This is a genomic window from Sediminibacterium sp. GW821-FHT12F12 (genome assembly GCF_058806635.1).
This window is the reverse complement of the sequence record NZ_JBXAPW010000003.1, coordinates 263,394-282,211: the sequence shown is the minus strand read 5'-3', so window position 1 is coordinate 282,211 and position 18,818 is coordinate 263,394. Positions and strand designations below refer to the sequence as shown.

Here is an 18,818-nt window from a genome sequence, read left to right as displayed (position 1 = left end):
AAACTGTAAAAGCAAACAAACCAATAAAACAAAACCAATTAACCGTTAAACTTTACAAAATGGCAAAATTAAATTTTGGTGGGGTAGAAGAAAATGTAGTGACACGCGATGAGTTTCCTTTGGCAAAAGCGCAGGAAGTATTAAAAGATGAAGTAGTAGCCGTGATCGGTTATGGTGTACAGGGGCCCGGGCAGGCATTGAACCAGAAAGAAAACGGGATCAATGTGATTGTGGGTCAGCGTAAGAATTCAAAAAGCTGGGACAAAGCAGTGAAGGACGGATTTGTGCCCGGACAAACCTTATTCGAAATTGAAGAAGCCCTTGAAAAAGGAACCATCATCTGTTATTTATTGAGTGATGCGGCACAGATTGCCATGTGGCCTACCGTGAAAAAACATTTAACACCCGGTAAAGCTTTGTATTTCTCTCATGGCTTTGGGGTTACGTATAACGACCAAACCGGCATCATTCCGCCGGCAGATGTGGATGTGTTTTTAGTGGCACCCAAGGGTTCCGGAACATCTCTTCGCAGAATGTTTCTGCAGGGCCGTGGACTGAACAGCAGTTATGCTATTTTCCAGGATGCTACCGGCCGTGCTTTTGACAGGGTGGTGGCATTGGGTATTGCTATCGGTTCGGGTTACCTGTTCGAAACCAATTTCAAAAAAGAGGTATATAGCGATCTTACCGGCGAGCGTGGTACGCTGATGGGTGCGATCCAGGGAATCTTTGCGGCGCAGTACCAGGTATTACGTTCTAAGGGACATACACCATCAGAAGCGTTTAATGAAACTGTAGAAGAATTAACCCAGTCGCTGATGCCGTTGGTGGCAGAGAATGGTATGGATTGGATGTATGCCAACTGTTCTACCACTGCACAGCGTGGTGCGCTGGATTGGTGGAAAAAATTCCGCGATGCCACTTTACCTGTGTTCACTGAATTATACGAGAGTGTAGCAAGCGGTAAAGAAGCGGCCAAATCCATCGAAAGCAACAGTAAAGCGGATTACCGCGAAAAACTGGATGCAGAACTGAAAGAATTACACGATAGTGAAATATGGCAGGCGGGAAGGACGGTGAGAAGTTTACGTCCGGAGAACCAACCAGCCAAATAAAAACTGACTCATCCCCCGGCCCCTTCTCTGCAGGCAGAGAAGGGGAGGTTGGAGGGGTGAAAAATATAAGTTATGGATACGCGATCAAGCACTGATACACCCACACTCGATTTTGAAGGCGCGAAAAAACGTTTGCAGAAAATTGTGAACCGCACACCGCTTACGTATAATCACAACTTATCGCGTAAGTACCAGTGTGATGTTTTTCTGAAAAGAGAGGATCTGCAGGTGGTGCGTTCTTACAAACTGCGTGGTGCGTATAATATGATGAGCAGTTTACCACAGGAGCAATTGCAGAAGGGAGTGGTATGTGCCAGTGCGGGTAACCATGCACAGGGTTTTGCGTACAGCTGTAAAAAACTGAACGTGAAAGGGGTGGTATTTATGCCTATTATTACCCCCAACCAGAAAGTGCACCAGACCAAAATGTTTGGAGAAGGATTTATTGAAGTAAGGCTGACAGGCGATACATTTGATGATTGTGCTGCTGCCGCCAAAGAGTATACGGTAGCGAACGGCATGACTTTTATCCCGCCATTTGACGATGTCCGGATCATTGAAGGACAGGCAACGGTAGGCATGGAGATCATGGAAGACCGGTCTGATATTGACTACCTGTTTGTACCGGTTGGTGGCGGCGGCCTGAGTGCGGGCGTGGGTGCTTATTTCAAAACCTTTTCACCCAAAACAAAAGTGATAGGGCTGGAACCCGAAGGAGCACCTTCTATGTATGAAGCGATGCGGGCCGGTCATCCGGTTACGTTGGATAATATTGAGCGTTTTGTAGACGGGGCCGCAGTAAAAAGAGTGGGAGATGTTACGTTCAGTATCTGTAAAGATGTACTGGATGATATGCACCTGGTGCCCGAGGGAAAAGTGTGTTCTACCATTCTGCAGTTATACAATGAAGACGCCATTGTGGTAGAACCCGCCGGGGCTTTATCGATAGCGGCATTGGATGATTATGCGGAAGTGATCAAAGGGAAAACAGTGGTTTGCGTGGTAAGCGGCAGTAACAACGATATTGACCGGATGCAGGAGATCAAGGAAAGATCCCTGCAGTATGAAGGGCTGAAACATTATTTCCTGATCCGTTTTGCCCAGCGGCCGGGGGCACTGAAAGAGTTCGTGAACCATGTATTGGGTCCGGATGATGATATTACCCGGTTCGAATACATGCAGAAGCATAACAAAGAAACCGGTCCGGCACTGGTAGGGATAGAACTGAGATCGAAAACGGATTATGAGGTATTGTTGCAGAACATGAACCGGTTTCATATTAATTACACGGAACTGAAGCAGAACGATAATTTGTTCGGTTACTTAGTATGATAAAAAAAATTTTTCTGTATCTTCAACATGTTATAGAAATCTATGCCACAAAAGCAGTTACATATTACTTACCCTGTTGCAACAGCTATGCTGTTCATTACTGCTATTATTACCATTACAACCCTGTAAGGGGTTATACATTATCATATCATCTCCGGGCTTTTATAGCTGTTCTCCTGAAAAGGGAATAGCGCACAGTTTACATCAAATAATTTTCACAAGATAAGTTTCCATATATGCAGGTATTAAAATTCGGTGGTAGTTCGGTAGCCAGTGCAGAAAACATGAATAAGGTAGTTGACATTGTACAAAAGTCAATTGAAAAAGAGCCGCTTATCCTGGTGGTATCGGCACTGGGGGGTATTACAGATAGTTTGTTACATACAGGAGAACTGGCTTCGAAAGCCAGTGAAGAATATAAAACGGTACTGAAAGAAATGGAGAACCGACACCTTGAAACGGTTCGTACTTTACTGCCCATTCAGCAGCAGAGTGCTACCCTAAGCCTGGTAAAACAACAGTTTAATGAACTGGAAGGCATCTGCGATGGCGTATTTCTGCTGGGCGAATTGTCGGCGCGTACCAAAGACCGCATTGTGAGTTATGGCGAACTGTTATCATCGATGATGATCTCGGCAAGGTTTCAATCGATGAGCATTGACCAGCACTGGCTGGATTCGCGAAAGCTGATCACCACCAATTCTAACCATGGCAATGCGGTCGTTGATTTTGTGCATACGGAAAAACATATTCAGGACTACCTGCAGGCACATAAGCACCAGTTATATGTGGCGCCGGGATTCATCTCCAGCGATGCGAATGGCAATACCACCACCCTGGGTAGAGGCGGATCCGATTATACCGGCGCTATATATGCGGCAGCAACCCATGCCAGTGCGCTGGAGATCTGGACCGATGTGAGCGGTATGATGACAGCCGATCCCAGACTGGTACAGAATGCCAAACCGATCCAGCGGATCTCTTACCAGGAAGCCATGGAGCTGTCGCATTTCGGGGCCAAAATTATTTACCCGCCTACCATACAGCCGGTAATGAAAAAACATATCCCGGTTTGGGTGAAAAATACTTTCGCACCTGATGATTTCGGAACACTGATCGAAAATGAATCTGCTGTTACTACCGATAGTTTTATCCGCGGTATCTCCAGTATTAACCGCATCAGTCTCTTAAGTCTGGAAGGAAGTGGTATGGTGGGTATCCCCGGTTTCTCCAAACGTCTGTTCGAAGCATTGGCACAGGAGAAAGTGAATGTGATCCTCATCACACAAAGTTCTTCTGAACATTCTATCTGTGTGGGCATCAATGAAGCGGATACAGAAAAAGCCAAGCGGGTGATTGACCAAAGCTTTGATCACGAAATTCAATCCGGTAAAGTAGATCCGCTGAAAGTAGAAACAGGCTTGTCAATTGTAGCACTGGTGGGAGAGCAGATGAAGAGTCATCCGGGTGTAAGTGGTAAAATGTTCGGGGCATTGGGCAGGAACGGGATCAATGTAAGGGCCATTGCACAGGGTTCTTCTGAGAAAAATATCTCGGCTGTATTATCATCCAAAGATGTTAAAAAAGCCATCAACGTTTTACACGAAGAATTTTTTGAAACCACGTATAAACAATTGAATGTGTTTATTGCCGGTACGGGTAATGTGGGTGGCAAACTGATTGGTCAGATTCAAAAGCAGTTCAAATACCTGCAGGATACCCTTCGTTTGCAGATCCAGATCACAGGCCTGGCCAATAGCAAACGCATCCTGATCAATGAAGATGGGCTGGCATTGGACAGCTGGAAGGAAGACCTGCAGCAGGCACCCAATGGTACCATTCATGATTTTGTACAACAAATCTGCAGCAAAAATCTCCGGAACAGTGTGTTTGTAGATGTTACGGCCAATGCAGAAGTGGCGGGAGTATATGCCGCACTGTTGGAGAAAAGCATATCGGTAGTGGCCTGTAATAAAATAGCCGCTTCTTCCTCTTATGCTTCTTATAAAAAATTAAAATCGCTGTCGCGCGAGTTCAATACTTCTTTCCTGTTCGAGACCAATGTAGGGGCAGGATTACCTGTGATCGGAACATTGAATGACCTGCTGCGAAGTGGCGATACAGTAAATAAGATCCAGGCCGTATTATCAGGCACACTCAATTTTGTGTTTAATAACTACGATGCCACAAAGTCTTTTGCTTCGGTGGTTAAACAGGCGCAGGGTGAAGGGTATACCGAACCCGATCCAAGGCTCGACCTGGGCGGAACAGATGTGATGCGTAAGATCATGATTCTCGCACGCGAAGCAGGACAGCAACTGGAAATGGATGATATCAGCAACGAATATTTTTTACCTGCCTCCTGCTTTGAAGGAAGCGTGGCTGATTTTTATGCCGAAATGGAAAAACAGGAAACGCATTTTCAGTCCATTTACAAAGCAGCAGCAGCCAAAAACTGCAAGCTGAAATTTGTGGCTACCTATGAGAATGGGAAAGCCTCGGTTGGACTGCAGCATATTCCTGCTGAATCCGATTTTTATCATCTCTATGGAAAAGATAACCTGGTATTGTTTTATACCAACCGATATCCGGAACAGCCATTGGTGATCAAGGGAGCGGGGGCAGGGGCCGATGTAACAGCGAGTGGTGTGTTTGCGGATATTATACGTGTGGCGCGATAATCAACCCACCCCGACTTCGCTTCGCTGGTCGACCCTACCTGCTGGGCAGGGAGGGTTGGAGAAAACAATCATTATGAAACTACTTTTTAATACCAATTTTTTATACGCTCCCATGATGGGGATAGATGCAGTGGTTTCGGTGCATGCACCAGCAACGGTGGCCAATATGGTCTGTGGGTTTGATGTACTGGGGTTTGCGGTGAAGGAACCGTATGATGAAATGCATATCCGGTTTACAGACAAGCCGGGGGTTACCATCATTAACCTGGATGCCTACAACTTACCCACGGAGCCCGAACTGAATGTGGCGGGTGCGGCTTTGCTGGCTATGCTGGAAGAGATCCCGGAACCCATAGGTTTTGAGCTGAGTATCTGTAAACATATCAAACCCGGCAGTGGTGTGGGTTCCAGTGCGGCCAGTTCGGCGGGGGCGGTGGTGGCGGCCAACCGTTTACTGAACGACCGGTTCAGCAAGCAAGACCTGGTTCGCTTTGCCATGAATGGAGAGAAAGTAGCATCGGGCGTGAAACATGCCGATAATATTGCTCCCTGTATTTATGGTGGTGTTACCCTGATCCGTTCCATTTTTCCGCTGGATATTGTGCCATTGACCGCACCGGAATTATATGTAACCATTGTACACCCGCAAATTGAAGTAAGAACAGCAGATGCCAGAAGTATCCTGAAACAACAGGTGTTGCTGAAAGATGCCATCCGCCAATGGGGTAATATTGCCGGACTGGTGGCGGGGCTGTTGCAAAAAGATTATGCACTCATTGGCCGATCGCTGGAAGATGTATTGATAGAGCCGGTAAGAAGTATCCTGATCCCGGGTTTTGATCAGATCAAACAACTCAGTAAAGAAGCCGGTGCATTAGGGGGAGGGATTTCCGGTTCGGGGCCGTCTATTTTTATGCTGAGTAAAAATGAAGCCACTGCCAAAGCCGTAGAACAACAGATGCATACCGTTTACGAAAAATTGTCGCTCGATCACCATACTTATGTAACCACGATCAATGATACCGGTGTACGTTTTGTAAACAAGTAACATTAACTATTCACCATTGACCATTCACCATGCACTACTATAGTTTAAACAAACAAGCCCCTCATGTCAGTTTCCGCGAAGCCACTATCAAAGGACAGGCGCCGGATAAAGGTTTGTATTTTCCTGCAACAATTCCAACAATAGATCCACTGGTGATCAGGAATAGTAACGACTATACCAAAGAAGAACTGGCCATGCTGGTGATGCAGCCCTATGTGGGTGATACGATTGATGAAAAAAGTCTGTTCCGCATTGTGTCAGAAACCATCGGGTTCGATTTTCCGCTGGTGAAAATCAATGAACAGATCTCTTCGCTGGAATTGTTTCATGGACCTACCCTCGCTTTTAAGGATGTGGGTGCGCGGTTTATGAGTCGTTGCCTCGGTTATTTCTCTCAACAGCAAAAAGGAAAAGTAACCGTGCTCGTAGCTACTTCAGGCGATACGGGGGGTGCCGTAGCCAATGGGTTTTTGGGTGTGGAAGGTGTGGAAGTGGTGATTCTGTATCCTTCGGGTAAAGTGAGCCCGGTGCAGGAGCTGCAGCTTACTACCTGCGGACAAAATATCAAGGCCCTCGAAGTATCCGGCAGTTTTGATGATTGTCAGGCCATGGTAAAAGATGCGTTTATGGATGCTGATCTGAACAAAGCACTGCAACTTACTTCGGCCAATTCCATCAACGTGGCGCGCTGGTTGCCGCAGCAGTTGTATTATTTCTTTGCCTGGCAGCAATGGCCCGACAAAGCCCATCCTCCGGTGATCGCTGTGCCCAGTGGTAATTTCGGAAATATCTGTGCCGGTTTACTGGCACATGTAAGCGGTTTGCCGGTGCAACATTTTATAGCTGCCTGTAATGTGAACGATGCGGTGCCAGAATACCTGCGCACCGGAAACTATGCCTCCAAAACAGCTGTGCCTACCATTTCCAATGCGATGGATGTGGGTAGTCCGAGTAATTTTATCCGGGTGATGGAACTGTTCGGCAGCCAGTACGAAACGATCAAAGAAAAGATTTCGGGATATACGGTTACCGATGAACTTACCCGGCAAACCATCGCAGATGTATACCAGCAGGAAGGATATATCCTGGATCCGCATGGGGCCGTTGCATATTATGCACTGGCAGATTATCTTTCCCGGCATCCGGAACAGCAAGGGTTTATTTTAGAAACAGCACACCCGGTTAAATTTCCCGATACGGTAGAAGCCATGATAGGGAAGCAACTGGAAGTGCCGGCCGCTGCACAGCATTTATTCGCACTGGAGAAAAAGAGTGTACCCATGAAAGCTTCTTTTACAGAGCTGAAAGAGTGGTTGCTGCATGCTTAAATGGAGGTTCTGTTTTCTGCTATAACTAACACGCGGGACTAAAGTCCCGGAGCCAATAATCAAATGATCTTCTTATCCACGCCCTGAAGGGCGTGGCAATATTTGATTGGCTTAGTGTCTAACTACCCTATTTTTTCATTTCTGCATCGCTTGTAGAAATTCAGCGTCTATCATCAAATAATTTTATTGCACGCTGGAAGGTCGGCGCAATATTTTCTAATTGCTACGCCCTTCAGGGCGTGGACACCCTATTCTCTTTGATTTCATAGCCGGGTTTTAACCCGGTGTATGTACTATTCAAAGCTCCTTCTTGCAGATATATTTACTATCTTACTGTTTCAACCAAACAGCTGATATGTATCGAATGCCTGCCCCTCCTTTGGCTCGGTTAGTGGCCCTTTTGTTGTTATGTATTCCTTTTCAAGCCGATGCACAATCTTCGACCAAATTAGCTGTAAAAGGATTGCAGGCACCGGTAGAAGTACTCCGCGACCAGTGGGGCGTGAATCATATTTATGCCGCTAACCAGCATGATCTTTTTTTTGCACAGGGCTATTGTGCCGCTAAGGATCGCTTATTCCAGTTCGAGATCTGGCGCAGGCAGGCAACGGGTACCGTGGCAGAAATTCTTGGACCGCGCGAATTGAAACGCGATATCGGTACTCGTTTGTTTCAATACCGTGGCGATGTGAAAAAAGAACTGAATCATTATCATCCGCAGGGCGAAGCCATTATCAAAGCCTATACTGCCGGGGTGAATGCGTATATAGACGAGGTATTGAAACAGCCGGAAATGTTACCGGTAGAATTTCGTTTGCTGAATATACAACCCGGCAAATGGACACCCGAAGTAGTGGTCTCCCGCCATCAAGGCCTGTTGGGTAATATCACCGAAGAACTGAATATTGCCAGGGCAGTAGCTAAAGTGGGCGAAGCCAAAGTGAAAGAACTGGCCTGGTATCATCCCCAAGAGCCTGTGCTGACAATGGATGCGGTCATCAAACCGGAACTGCTCTCGCAGAATATTCTGGAGCTCTATACCGCTTACCGCAAAGACATCCTATTTGAAGCCGGAGATATTTCCAAAACAGCAGGAGACCCACAGGCTGTTCTGCAGCAACTGAATCAACCCAAACCTTTTGTTGGCGAAGAACCGGTAGAACATGGGTTGGAAGGAAGTAATAACTGGATCGTGAGTGGCAGCAGAACAGCCAGTGGTCATGCCATGCTGGCCAATGATCCGCATCGTAAGATTGCAGTACCCTCCCTTCGGTATATGGTGCATCTGGTGGCACCGGGATGGAACGTGATCGGTGGCGGCGAACCGGTGATACCGGGCGTATCTATCGGCCACAATGAACAGGGTGCGTGGGGATTAACTATTTATGAAACCGATGGAGAAGACCTCTATGTGTATGATCTCAATCCCAATGATCTTAGCCAGTACCGTTACAAAGATCAATGGGTACAGATGAAATCGATCAGTGAAACCATTGCTGTTAAAAATGCGGTAGCGGCCAATGTTACTTTGCGTTATACGGTGCATGGACCGGTTACCTATATCGATTCTGTTAACCACAAAGCCTACGCCGTGCGTTGTGCCTGGCTGGAACCCGGCGGGGCACCTTATCTGGCTTCGCTGCGAATAGACCAGGCCAAAACCTGGGAAGAGTTTCGGGAAGCCTGTGCCTACAGTCATATACCCGGTGAGAATATGATCTGGGCCGATCGAAAAGGCAATATAGGCTGGCAGGCGGTGGGTATTGTACCTGTGCGCAAAACGCATAGTGGACTGGTTCCCGTACCCGGCGATGGGCGCTATGAATGGGATGGTTTTCTGCCCATTAAAGAAAGACCGCACTTACTCAATCCGGCCAAAGGATTTTTTGCCACGGCCAACCAGAACGTAACGCCTAATGATTACAAACACTGGAATGCAGTGGGTTATACCTGGGCCGATCCTTTTCGTGGCAACCGCGTAAATGAAGTACTGGCAGCAGATGATAAAATGACGATAGAAAAAATGCAGTCACTGCAAACCGATTATCTCTCGTTACCGGCAAGAACATTGGTGCCGATGATCAAAGATTTTTCTTTTGAAGAAGCAGCTGTTCAACAGGCTGCAGCCAGATTAACAGGCTGGAATTCTGTACTCGATAAAAACAGTATTCCCGCCGCGATCTATGGTATGTGGGAGCGGCAATTGATGTTGCTGGCCAACAAACGGTTTGTACCTGATCCTATCAAAGGTCTGATCAATATCCAGCTCAGCAAACTGATCGGCTGGTTACAACAGCCGGATAGTAAGTTTGGTACCGATGCCATTGCCGGAAGAAATGCTTTTCTGAAAGAAGCATTTGTTACTACGGTAAATGAATTGACCAAAAAACTGGGCAGCGCTATGGAACAGTGGCAGTATGGACAACCCAAAAACAAACACGTACTCATTACTCATCCCTTAAGCACGGCAGTGAACGAAACCTGGAAGAAGAAACTGAACCTGGGTCCATTGCCCCGCGGCGGTAACGGACATACACCAGGCGCCAATGGCGGATTGGATAACCAGTTAGCCGGTGCCAGCTTCCGCCTGATTGTGGATACGGGCGATTGGGATCGGGCGGTCATGATCAATACCCCCGGCCAGTCGGGCGATCCGAACAGTGATTATTATCGCAACCTCTTCCCGCTCTGGGCCAATGACCAGTATTTTCCGGCGTACTATTCAAAAGATAAGATCCAAAAAGTAACCACTACTAAAACCAGTTTAACACCTATTAAATAACTCTGCGAAACCTCTGCTTCTCCTGTTCTCTGCGGTTGGATGGAACTTTCACCAACCGCAGAGAACGAGAGAGCGGGGAGGTTTCGCAGAGATCATTTCGCCCACTATGAAATTACGTGACACTTTTTTTGCTGCAGTACTCTTGCTCATGAACACCGCAGCAAACGCACAACAGAAAACCTACTGTAATCCCATCAATATCGATTACGGTTATTGTCCTATCCCCAATTTTACCGAGCAGGGTAAACACCGCGCCACAGCCGACCCTGTGATCACGCTGTTCAAGGGCAACTATTACCTCTTCTCCACCAACCAATGGGGTTACTGGTGGAGTGCTGACATGCTGAAATGGAATTTTGTACCGCGCAAATTTCTCAAACCCTGGCATAAAGTATATGACGAGCTGTGTGCTCCCGCTACGCTGGTGCTGGGCGATACTTTACTGGTGATCGGCTCTACCCATGAAAAAACATTTCCGTTATGGATGAGTACCAACCCGCAGAAAGATGAATGGAAAGAAGCAGTAGATTCATTCCAGGCCGGTGCCTGGGATCCGGGCTTTTTTGTGGATGATGATAAACGGGTGTACCTGTATTGGGGCTCGAGTAATTTTTATCCTATTTACGGACAGGAAATAGATCGCAAAACCTTACAACCCATTGGCGAGAAAAAAGAACTGATCCGTTTGCATGATGATGTGCATGGTTGGGAGCGTTTTGGCGAGCATAACGATAATACTTTTCTCAAACCCTTTATGGAAGGTGCCTGGGTAAACAAACACAGGGGTAAATATTACCTGCAGTACGGCGCCCCCGGTACCGAATTCAGCGGGTATGGGGATGGCGTATATGTTTCTGATAAACCCATGGGGCCATTCACGTATCAGTCACACAATCCCTTTTCGTACAAACCCGGTGGTTTTGCCAGGGGGGCGGGGCATGGGGCCACTTACCAGGATCTGTATGACCAGTGGTGGCATGTATCTACCATCGTAATTGGTACCAAGAATAATTTTGAAAGAAGGATCGGTATCTGGCCCGCACAGTTTGATAAGGACGGTATTCTTTCTGCCAATACCGCTTTTGGCGATTATCCGCATTACCTGCCTTCGGCCAAAGCGGATCATAGTGGTTCGCAGTTTACGGGGTGGATGTTGCTGAACTACCAGAAGCCGGTAAAAGTTTCTTCAACCCTCGGTGCCTTCTCACCCAATCTGGCGGTGGATGAAGACATCAAAACCTATTGGAGTGCCGCCAGCGCCAACAAAGGCGAATGGATCCAGACCGATCTGGGTGCGGTATCTACCGTACACGCCGTTCAGATCAATTATGCCGATCAGGATGTGACGCTGATGGGGAAATACGCGAACACCTATCACCAGTATAAATTATATAGTTCTGTAGATGGCGTACACTGGAAACTGCTGGTAGATAAGAGCAATAACAAAACGGATGTGCCTCACGAGTATGTGGAACTTTCTATGCCCATTCAAACCCGTTATCTCAAACTCGAAAACATACATATGCCCACCGGCAAATTTGCTATCAGCGGCTTTCGGGTATTTGGTAAAGGAAAAGGTGCTGTGCCGGATGAAGTAAAACATTTTGTAGTACTGCGTGGCGAGAACGAACGGCGCAATAGCTGGCTGAAATGGGAAGTGAATCCAACGGCTACCGGTTATACCATTTATACGGGCACTGCACCGGATAAGCTATACACCAGCATCATGGTATACGGCACAAACGAATATTATTTTTCTGCCATGGAAAAGAACGAGCCGTATTATTTTCAGATAGAACCCTTTAATGAAAACGGGTTGGGTAAAAGAACGGCGGTTGTAAAAGCGGAGTAATTTTCTCCGCGTAAACTCCCCGCTCTCTCGTTCTCTGCGGTTGGACGGAATTAAGGCCAACCGCAGAGAACGAGAGGAGCAGAGGTTTCGCAGAGTGGAGGGGATCTTACAGATTTTATTTAGGTAACACCACACCATCGATCACGTGTATTACACCGTTACCGGCTTTCAGGTCGGTAGCTACTACAGTAGCAGTGGCACCGTTCTCGTCAGTCAGAATTACTTTACCATCTTTCAGTGAAGCGGTAAGACTTCCACCACTTACAGTTTTCACTACCACTTTTCCTTTACCATCGGTGATGGCTTTTACAACCGCAGCTGCATCCAGGTTACCGGCTACTACGTGGTAGGTAAGAATTTTGGCCAGGGTAGCTTTGTTCTCTGCTTTCAGCAGATTCTCTACGGTACCGGCTGGTAATTTGGCAAAAGCAGCATTGGTAGGTGCAAATACAGTAAAGGGTCCGGCGCTTTGTAAAGTACTCACCAGGTCGGCAGCTTTTACGGCAGCTACCAGGGTAGAATGGTCTTTAGAACCTACGGCAATGTCAACAACGGTTTTCTGCGCAGATACAGATAAAGTACCGCCAATCAGCAGCATCAGAATAAATTTCAGTTTCATAGTAGGTGTTTAGTTTAGACGATAATTACATACTATGCAGAAAGAAAGTTGTGCGCTAACAGATAATTAACAGTCGTGTTTAAGGTGGGTTATATGATTTTTTGCTTCATCATAAACAGCGGGTCATGTTCAGGCGGAAGCTGTTTTTATTTTGTAGATGCTGCGCATAAGAACAGGCTGCTTCTTTTAAACAAGGATCTCTGCGAATCCGCTGCGTGCTCCGCGGCTCTGCGGTGAATAGCGGGTCGTTAATCGTGAATCGTGAGTGGTCAGTGGTGAGAAAAGCGGGGTAGTAGTGGTTTTCCTTCTTCGAAGAGAAGATGCAAAAATCAACATATACCAGCTCGCTTACACACCCTCCTGTTTTTAAGAAAAAGCAGGAGGGTATTGTAACTGCATCGCTCTTATTTACTATCGGCCACATATTCTAAAATATCGGCCGGCTGACAGTCGAGCGCTTTGCAGATGGCTTCGAGGGTGCTGAAACGGATGGCTTTGGCTTTCCCCGTTTTTAAAATGGACAGATTAGATAAGGTCAGATCCACTCTTTCGGACAGTTCATTCAGGGAGATTTTCCGTTTGGCCATCATTACATCTAAGTTTACAATAATCGGCATGGTTTATACGGTTAAATCGTTTTCGTTCTGGATCTCTACTCCCTTGGCAAAAATGGCGGCAATCACATAGATCACTGCTGCCATTAAAACAAACGCCTGGCTATCTGTCCAGAACGGGTTCAGCGGACTACTGTCGTACCCATAGTGAATAAGCGATTTGGCTGTTTGCCGCCCGATATAACTTATGATCCCTATTGAAAATGTGTAATAGCTCAGTTGTGTGATCTGTTGAGATACATAGCTGTTAAAAGGTTTTGCGAGGTCCAGTTTAAGTAGCAGCCGGATAACGATATAAAACAGGTGCGCTTTTAACAGGGCAATGCTAATAATAAAACTATACATGCCATAATAGGCCCATTGGCTGCGCTGGTACAGGACACTCAAGTCTACCTTCTGGTATAAATATTTTACCACGGAGGGTTTGAACAGGCTGTAAGCGAAATTAACGAGTATGGCCCCGGCCTCAATACATAGGCCTACGAAGATGATCCAGGCTACTATCTGCAGGATCGTGAAGAGGATGTTGGTGTTCTTTGTCATGGTGTGTGAATTTTAAATAACACTGCAATAATAATAAATATTTATTGATAAACAATAAAAATAAGTCTTTTTTCGAGAAATCGTGAGTCGTGAGGCGTGAGTCGTGAGTGGATAATGGTGAATGGGGGAGTTTTGTGGGGGGATACCCACCGGGAGTAACTCTCTGCGAATCCTCTGCGCGCGCTGCGGCTCTGCGGTGAATGGAGGGAGTGGTGAGTAAGGCAGGGGGAGTTGCGGTGTATGTGGTTTGCTGGTGTTTACTGGCTTGGTTGCCCGAACAAGACACCTTGCATTTGAAGTGTCTTGAGGCGCATTTGAGGGGATGGGGCGAGATTAGGGATTGGAGAGTCGGGTGTCTTATGGCTAAACTAAGAAGTGTGTGGGTACACACTATCTCTTGCCTGGGGCTCCTGGCCTGGTAGTACCGAGGCATTATTGAGTAATAGGTTTTGCACAAGAAATTAATGGGGTTGATTCTGGCTGCCGTAGTTGGTCGTCTGACCACAGGTGTTCGGAAGATGTTTAGTACTCTTTTATACAATTCTTTACTCGGGACTAAAGTCCCTGATAAAGAATTGTAATCTGATGTCTCCGCCGCTCTGAAGAGCGGGGCAAAAGGGAAAAGACAATTTGCCACACTCTTCAGAGCGTGGATGCAAAGAATAGACCTATTTCTTGTTGGGACTTCAGCCCCGGGTAGCAAAATAGAATGTTCCGAACACCTGTGGTCAGGCGACCAAAACGGCGGGAGAAGAGATGTTCCATCGTGGGTACTACGCTTCCGGTGGTGGTTACTGCTTCATTTCAATGTCAATAATTTTTCTTCCGAAGTTGCCTAAGTAATGCAGTAATAGTTTTTCATAAACTTTGTAACCATCGTCTACATTGGTAAAAATAATTAGCCCTTGTTTTGTAGCAGGAAGAAGAAAAACAATTGTTTGGCATCCTTTGTCAGAACCGCCGTGCGATAAAGCATATTCCCCATTTCCCAAGTCATAGATCTCAAATCCAAGCCCAAAATATTTGTCTTTTTTGGTAGCCACCTGGTGTGTTACCATATCAGCAAAGACTTTTTTCGATAAACCGCCGCCATTCAGTATGCCTGCTAAAAAAGTGCCATAATCTTCAACCGTAGTTAATAAATCGTCGGCGGCATTTGCTGTTTTGTTTTTAATGGTTGTATAGGGTACTCCTTCGGGATTATAACCGGATGAAAACCTTGTACTGTCTGTTTTGTCATCCCAAAAATATTTCGTGTCCTTCATCTTCAGGGGTTCAAAAATTAATTCAGCTGCCAGTTGATTCAGTGTTTTTCTGAATTTATTTTCCAATGCTTTTCGTAAATACTCAAACCCCTCACCCGAATATTGATATTTTGTTCCCGGTGCAAATTCAAAATGTAGTTTTCCATCCGGGTTATTACCGCGCCAATTGGTAAAACCTGTTTGGTGGGTTAAAATATGCCTTGTTGTCAATTTTTTTACATTTTTATCTTTTGCAACATCGGAGTCTATCCAGTATTTATAAATGGGTTCATCCAAATCCCAGTTGCCTACGCTTACCAGTTGTAAAGTTAGCATGGCAGTTATGGGTTTGGTAAGTGAGGCTACATTAAATAGGGTGTTATAGGGTGCAGCAACACCCTGTTGCAATTCGCCGTAAACTTTTACCTGGTTCAACCTGCCGTCTTTGATCAGGCCTATGCCCAAAGTAGGGACCTTGTTTTTCCGCAACCAGTTTTCCATTTCTGCATCGTTGGTAAATAGGGATGTGTGGGCAACAGCAAGTTGCTTTTCCTGGTGCTCGTAACTTAATACTTTTCTAAGTTTCCATTCGTTGTTTTCTAACAGCCAGAGGTGGGTAAACCTGGCCGAACTTCCAAATTTTTCAGGTTTGTTGGGTTGTTTTTCGAAGAACTGATGTATCCCCTCCTGAATTGCCCCGTACAGGGTTCCATTATTGTACAGGGCAAAAATTTCCGTTGTTTCGGGCAAGAGTTCCCTTCTTGCCTGAAAATCAGCAGGGCTTTTGCACAGCCCGTTTCGTAGATCATTCAGAAATTTAGTTTTATCAGCAAAGCCCCCCTGGTCGTGAAAGAATTCCAATTTGTCACTTACCAAGGCCTCAAACTGTGCGATGTTGCAGGTGTTGAACCCTACATTAAAAAGCAGGCTGTCTTTTGAAAGGATGGTTCTGTATAGCTTACTGTCTTTTGAAATCTGCGCCTGGCTGGTTAGGCTTACGGTTAGCATAAAAAGGGCACACAAGAATCGTTTTTTTGGCATAGCTGTGATTTTTGCCAAAGTTGATAACTGCACTCAGAACGTAAAAAAATCAACCCCGCCAATAACCTGACAATACCCCGACAGCTTTATATCAAATTGAAATCCAATTTATAGTATAGTCTATTTTTTTTATCTATCTCAACCGCGTTCCTGAGAACGATGTACAGATTGGATGCGGCCAACAGGAGCATCAGTACCGGGGTAAAACCACTGCCCAACTTCATAAACACACCCAATAAGAACAACAGGGGTGCTACAATGGTCCACATGATTTGTACAGAAACTATTTGCCTGGCGATAGGGTTCTTCTGTTTAGTTGCAAACATCAGTATTAGTGGCAGCAGAATATTCAAGGGCGGGAGTATGACGAATGGTATTGACGATAGATTGATTAACCTGATTAATGCGTAGTTAAATAAAACCGGGCTTTCATTTTGTGTTGCTGGGGAAGACGCTTCCCTGTTTTCGATGCCAGGTTGTTTATTCAATAAGTTGATTTCCGGAACGCCCAGTTTTTCTGATAATATTCTGAGTGTGTATCCTTTGGGGTCTTTTCCGGCTTCAATTCGCTGAATTGTTCTTACGGATAGGCCAGATCTTTCTGATAATTCCTCCTGTGTCAGGTTTTGTTGTTCTCTGATATCTTTTAGCTTGGACATGCTTGCTATTTGGCAGTAAATATCTATCGTTTACCTTAGATACGGAGCCAGCCGTGTAAAATTCAGGCCTGTTGCCCCGACGTTTCTCCCGGTAGCTTATCCGGCACTTCCCATTTTTCTTCTTCGCAGGGTATGCCGCAGAAGCCGGGTGGTTATCCATGGGTTAGCGGTGGCTTATCAAAACATGGTAATCGGCTTACTGATGGCTTGTTTCTGGCCTATAGAACAAAATACATTTGGTGTTTTACAGGGAATCGGTTTGGGGAGTCTGGAGTTATATGTGTTACAGGTAAACTGCGAAGAAGTGGGTTGAAGGTAGCTCTGGCAGCGGATGCTACAGTATATGGGGTACGATGATTTATTATAAACGGAACTCCCTGCGTTTTCCAAAAAGCCTCCGCCAGGGGGCTCTTTGCCTGGTAGCACCCACCATCATTGAGCAGTTCGTTTTGCACAAGAAATTAATGGGGTTGATACTCAATGGATTGGCAATACTAAGCGAAGAACAGAGCCGATTTTTTTGCAGAAGGAAACTTGTTTTAGGATGAGACACTCATTTATTAACTAAGTCTAATAATTCTTTGTATGCATCCCTTGGTCGCTCTGCCCTTTTACTAATAATTTTACCGTCTTTGTCAATAATTGCATAATGTGGTATGCCATTAATTACAAACAGTTCTTCAGCTTCTCTTATCATTTTGTCATCTAACAGGTAATGTTCTCCCTGAATGCCTATTTGGTTACGTGCTTTTAGCCAAGCCTTTTCTTTATCATTATATCCTAAATAAAGAAATACAATGTTTTTCCCTTTTAGTTTATCTTTTAATATACTAGCATTCGGCATTTCGGCTCTGCATGGTATACACCAACTGGCCCAAAAGTCTACGTAAATTACTTTCCCTTTATACTTGCTGAAAATGTCAGTAATAGAATTTGCTCTCTTATTATCAAAATATACAGATGAAGATAGTGTTGGAGTTAAATAATCATTTCGTCTACTAACTACATTTTGTTTCATTTTTTTGTCATGAACAATTTTGTCATACCTATCAAATAATTGACTATAAATACTGTCTGGGGTTTTAATCAACCATGCCATAAACCTGGATAGGTAGACTTCTTTTGTATTTCCTGTCAGGATATTACTGTCGGCTACATAATTAAAACGATCGTTTAGCGTTAACTTTCTTCCAATTTTATTTAGTTTCGAAGCAACGTAAAAATCAACAAGATCATTATACCCGCTCGTATTTAATGCAGCATACTCATCACTAATTCCTTTCTCTATAAGTTTTGATATTGTGCCATCATCCAAGGAATCCCTATTGGATATATTCTCTACCAGTGTTCTTTCATAGGGTTCATATGCATATTGAGACAGAAGCCAATTATAATAAGTATCAGACATCTCATGCTTAGTTCTGTACTTCTTCAATAGATTTATTTTATATGAGGCGAAGTTTTTCCGGTAAAATAAAACACTGTCAATATTCTTGTTTCTTTTTTTTTCTGAAAAATGGTGTTTTGAAAAATAATTAATTATACTGTCATGCAAAATGATAGAAAAATTAAAATCTCCTGCATTTTTTCCAATTGCATAAATAGGATTGGGTTGAGAAAAATCCACAATTAATTTTTGACTTTCCCCTTTCACAAAATCAAATATTTGATTTCCGTTTTCTGTCTTGATGTACCAAGCCCCAATGGATTCTTCAGGAATTGTAACCTTAAAGGTCTTATTCTTATTGACCATTACCTTTACCCTATTGTCTCGCCAAACTCTGGTAAAGTTATTAAAGCCCCCTGTTTCGGTAATATAAAATATAGAGTCATTATAGTTTTTTACATTACCAGTTATTTCTACTTGTGCGTTAGCGTTTAGAATGATCGCTGAAATAAATAATGTCAAAAATATTCTCATTGCTATCAGGATTTTTTGTTGTGCTGAGTGTCTGCGGAT

Annotated in this window: 13 protein-coding genes; 7 read left to right on the top strand and 6 right to left on the bottom strand. The window is 45.0% G+C overall.

Annotation, left to right across the window (positions count from 1 at the left end):
* Positions 1 to 59 precede the first annotated feature (59 nt).
* The 7 genes from ilvC to AC1RNB_RS06330 all read left to right on the top strand — a co-directional run bounded on the left by ilvC (position 60) and on the right by AC1RNB_RS06330 (position 12,138).
* A complete protein-coding gene (gene ilvC, locus AC1RNB_RS06360; RefSeq protein ID WP_493081691.1) occupies positions 60 to 1,115 on the top strand; it encodes a ketol-acid reductoisomerase in 1,056 nt (351 codons plus the stop codon).
* A 72-nt stretch (positions 1,116 to 1,187) separates the two neighbouring features.
* Positions 1,188 to 2,447, top strand: coding sequence for a threonine ammonia-lyase (gene ilvA, locus AC1RNB_RS06355; RefSeq protein WP_493081690.1), 1,260 nt, complete (start codon positions 1,188 to 1,190; stop codon positions 2,445 to 2,447).
* A gap of 236 nt (positions 2,448 to 2,683) precedes the next feature.
* Positions 2,684 to 5,128: a bifunctional aspartate kinase/homoserine dehydrogenase I gene (gene thrA, locus AC1RNB_RS06350; RefSeq protein ID WP_493081688.1), complete on the top strand. Its 2,445-nt coding sequence runs from the start codon at positions 2,684 to 2,686 to the stop codon at positions 5,126 to 5,128.
* A gap of 73 nt (positions 5,129 to 5,201) precedes the next feature.
* Positions 5,202 to 6,176 carry a homoserine kinase gene (locus AC1RNB_RS06345; RefSeq protein ID WP_493081687.1) on the top strand — a complete coding sequence of 325 codons (975 nt, stop codon included), beginning with the start codon at positions 5,202 to 5,204 and terminating at the stop codon, positions 6,174 to 6,176.
* A 29-nt stretch (positions 6,177 to 6,205) separates the two neighbouring features.
* Entirely contained in the window at positions 6,206 to 7,504 is a 1,299-nt protein-coding gene (gene thrC / locus AC1RNB_RS06340; RefSeq protein ID WP_493081685.1) for a threonine synthase, read from the top strand.
* 355 nt (positions 7,505 to 7,859) lie between these two features.
* Positions 7,860 to 10,286 (top strand): penicillin acylase family protein, encoded by a 2,427-nt coding sequence (locus tag AC1RNB_RS06335; RefSeq protein WP_493081683.1) that lies wholly within the window; start codon positions 7,860 to 7,862, stop codon positions 10,284 to 10,286.
* Between the two features lie 148 nt (positions 10,287 to 10,434).
* Positions 10,435 to 12,138, top strand: a complete 1,704-nt coding sequence (locus tag AC1RNB_RS06330; RefSeq protein ID WP_493081681.1) for a family 43 glycosylhydrolase — start codon at positions 10,435 to 10,437, stop codon at positions 12,136 to 12,138.
* 115 nt (positions 12,139 to 12,253) lie between these two features.
* On the opposite strand, the gene AC1RNB_RS06325 is transcribed toward AC1RNB_RS06330, so the two are convergent.
* The 6 genes from AC1RNB_RS06325 to AC1RNB_RS06300 all read right to left on the bottom strand — a co-directional run bounded on the left by AC1RNB_RS06325 (position 12,254) and on the right by AC1RNB_RS06300 (position 18,779).
* On the bottom strand, positions 12,254 to 12,757 hold the full coding sequence (locus tag AC1RNB_RS06325) for a fasciclin domain-containing protein (protein WP_493081680.1): 504 nt from the start codon (positions 12,755 to 12,757) through the stop codon (positions 12,254 to 12,256).
* A gap of 404 nt (positions 12,758 to 13,161) precedes the next feature.
* Complete coding sequence (locus tag AC1RNB_RS06320; RefSeq protein ID WP_493081678.1) at positions 13,162 to 13,374, bottom strand: helix-turn-helix domain-containing protein; 213 nt, start codon at positions 13,372 to 13,374, stop codon at positions 13,162 to 13,164.
* Positions 13,375 to 13,377: 3 nt separating this feature from the next.
* Entirely contained in the window at positions 13,378 to 13,914 is a 537-nt protein-coding gene (locus tag AC1RNB_RS06315; RefSeq protein WP_493081676.1) for a DUF2975 domain-containing protein, read from the bottom strand.
* Positions 13,915 to 14,705: 791 nt separating this feature from the next.
* A complete protein-coding gene (locus tag AC1RNB_RS06310; protein ID WP_493082068.1) occupies positions 14,706 to 16,166 on the bottom strand; it encodes a serine hydrolase domain-containing protein in 1,461 nt (486 codons plus the stop codon).
* Positions 16,167 to 16,285: 119 nt separating this feature from the next.
* Entirely contained in the window at positions 16,286 to 16,858 is a 573-nt protein-coding gene (locus AC1RNB_RS06305) for a helix-turn-helix domain-containing protein (protein ID WP_493081674.1), read from the bottom strand.
* Positions 16,859 to 17,411: 553 nt separating this feature from the next.
* Positions 17,412 to 18,779 (bottom strand): TlpA family protein disulfide reductase, encoded by a 1,368-nt coding sequence (locus AC1RNB_RS06300; protein WP_493081672.1) that lies wholly within the window; start codon positions 18,777 to 18,779, stop codon positions 17,412 to 17,414.
* Between the last annotated feature and the right edge of the window lie 39 nt (positions 18,780 to 18,818).